The sequence below is a fragment of the Bacillus paramycoides genome, assembly GCF_001884235.1.
Classification (GTDB): domain Bacteria; phylum Bacillota; class Bacilli; order Bacillales; family Bacillaceae_G; genus Bacillus_A; species Bacillus_A paramycoides.
The window spans coordinates 1-2,767 of record NZ_MAOI01000024.1 but is presented as its reverse complement, the minus strand read 5'-3'; the positions used below and the strand labels follow the sequence as shown (position 1 = coordinate 2,767).

Genomic DNA, 2,767 nt, shown 5'->3' with positions numbered 1-2,767 from the left:
TCATCGACTCTCCAAGAGCCATTTATTTGTTTGAGGTAACGTCGGATCCGTTTGTCCAATTCAGGACCATACTGATGAACCCAACGCATAATCGTTGTATGAGAAATGAATAAACCCCGTTCCTCCATCATTTCCACCAAATCACGAAAACTTAGGTTGTACCGTTAATAAGATAATATCAAGCTGGTAGTGCTTCCATTTGAACCAATTTTTCTTTTCCATACCGATCACACACCTTTTTAGAGTAATAGTATCAGTATGTCCAAGTTTTAGAGATGATTTGTAATTACCTTGAAGTTTTTGCACCAGAACCGTTACTTCACTAAAGAACCTATTCGTTGAATAAGGAATATGATACCAGCTCAAGAAAAAGAAGCTAGCAATAAATTGTTAGCTTATCGAAAAAACAGTACTTTTCCCCATCTTCTACTATTTATATTGTGATTTAACGCTTGTAAGATGAGCATCAAACATATCAATTATTTCAAGAAATCTATCAGCTTCACGAAAAACATGGTCTGCTAATAATGGATGAATGATACTCTTTATTTTACATTGCTCAATTAAATCACGTGCTGTTTTCTTAAAATCCCGAAGAGATGTAACCGACACACGATTTTGATCCAAAAATTGATCTAAAAGAGGAACTGTTTGGGATTGTGGTTTCATAGATTCTAAGTCAATTGCTTGATACATCAATTCATCAAAATCATTGCTAAAATTCCGAGCTGTATCTACAAGCTTTCTTTCCGATGGATCAAGAAGATGACCAATAAATTTAGCATGGTCTGCCATAATCCTTAAAAAGAAAACATTTTCTTTAATAATAGCATCCGGAAGAGCATCTAATTTACCTTCATTTAATTCAATTAAACGTCTTCTAAAATAATCAGCTTCCCTACTTGTATGATCAACTAACAGTGGAAAATTATTTTGCCCTGGCAATTTACATGTAAGAATTAACCCTAGAAGTTTTCGTTTAAATCCGAAAATATTAGTTGCAGCTTGTTGTACTTCTGAATTAAATCTTTTTATTTGTTCAGGATCTGTTTGATTTGTATAGGAATGTGCAATTTGTTCGATGTGTTCAAACAATCGGTAAAATTGATTAGCCTCTTGGATTAGTTGAGTATCCTCACATCTAAACCCCAATCGAAGAAATAAAGAATGCTCTTTCATGATTCTAGACCAAAAACGGATTTCATTTAATGATCGTTCAACAAACATTCCAGATGTAACACCCGTATCAGGATGTAATGAGGCTTCGTTCCTATTCATTTTCAATCCCTCCAGTAAATACTATGCTAGTTCTATTCTTATGAATAGATATAAATTAAAATACCATCAATAAAAGTTCAGTCTGGCTATAAAAATAGGGGTCCCACCACATTGCCATCAACCTAAAGAATCAAAATCCCCCTATAACGAAATGGCTATTCATTATTGACTACTGATAATGATGGATTTTAATCCAGCATCAGATAATAGACGATAAAAAGTTAAAAACGTTTATACAACAAGCCCCGCATTTCATCTATATTTTTTCTTTATTGATAAAAAACGTTATAAAAAGAAAAGTATGTGGGCAAAACAACAAATACAACAAAAGAGCATAGCGTGTATATATCGTGCGCCAACACTTTATATACCGTCCACCTGATACACCCAGGTAAACACTTGCCATACTCTCAGGAGTTATTGTACATCATGCAGGGTTTCTTAAGTAACGTTTACCACATTGGTGACGTTGCTTTTTTGTTTTACCAAAGCAGTCGAATAATGAAAACTCGTATCGATGTTATCGCAAGTGAAGAGTCATATTGCAACTTTTCTACTTTTGAAGAAGTAGAAGAATTAAATAAAACTGTGCGTACATACAGAGACACTATCCGTATGTCTATTAAGCGTACCGATGTACAATCTAAACTAATTGCATTACTTGAAATTTTAAAACGCCACAGCTGTAAATATGTAGGTGTTAGTTTCCTATGCAAAAATAGAATTGCTGCAAAGATGGAAGTTTCATATAAAACTGTGCAACGTTTAATGAAGAAACTTGTGGATCTAGAGATGATTAAACAAGTTGCTATGAAGAGAACAAAAGATATGCGCCAAACTTTAAAAATATGCTATATTATCAGCTGCTTGTCCTATACGAAAAATCTCCGTAAGCATATATTAATATAGGTAAAAGCTAGTTTTTTACTTAAAATATGTTTTTAAAAGGGTGATAAAATGCATAATCAAAAAGATCCGGACAGATGCTTCCAGTGCGACTTTCTCTACATTGGTGATAGCTTCGACGACACCGTGAAGACTTTCGACCCGAAAACAGGGAAGTTCCTTGGCACTTTTGTCGCACCAAATAGTGGCAACTTGCATGGTCCTCGGGGACTTATCTTTAACCATATGGGCAATCTTCTTGTCACTAACCAGAACGTCGGACAACCCGTGAATGGCGACGTATTGAAGTTTAATGGGCAAACCGGGGCGTTTCTGGGCGAACTCGTCCGTTCAGCCGAACCAGGCGCTCCGTTGGCACCGCGCGGTATCGTACTCTCCAAACATAATGTCCTGTTTGTGGCAGATGTTGGTGACTTCGACTTTAACACGGGCATAGAAGTGCCTGGAGAAGTGCGGATGTACAATGGTTCCACTGGGATGTTTCTAGGCAACGTCGACCACCACTGCTTCAACCCTTTCCACCCCCGCGGATTGGTCTTCGGTTCTGACGGCTTGCTGTATGTCTCCGCCATTGACTTTTTAG

At 36.8% G+C, this 2,767-nt stretch carries 2 protein-coding genes and 2 pseudogenes; 2 read left to right on the top strand and 2 right to left on the bottom strand.

The window, feature by feature from the left end; all coding sequences use genetic code 11:
* Nucleotides 1–222, bottom strand: a pseudogene (locus BAU28_RS04150) (IS6 family transposase); the annotation flags it as partial.
* Nucleotides 223–429: 207 nt separating this feature from the next.
* Nucleotides 430–1,278 (bottom strand): DUF2935 domain-containing protein, encoded by an 849-nt coding sequence (locus tag BAU28_RS04145; RefSeq protein WP_002174971.1) that lies wholly within the window; start codon nt 1,276–1,278, stop codon nt 430–432.
* A gap of 501 nt (nt 1,279–1,779) precedes the next feature.
* Here BAU28_RS04145 and BAU28_RS04140 point away from each other — a divergent pair.
* Together BAU28_RS04140 and BAU28_RS04135 are read left to right on the top strand one after the other, a co-directional pair.
* Nucleotides 1,780–2,118: pseudogene (locus BAU28_RS04140) on the top strand (hypothetical protein); the annotation flags it as partial.
* 117 nt (nt 2,119–2,235) lie between these two features.
* The coding region (locus tag BAU28_RS04135; RefSeq protein WP_476995476.1) for an NHL repeat-containing protein at nt 2,236–2,767 on the top strand (532 nt) is incomplete at its 3' end.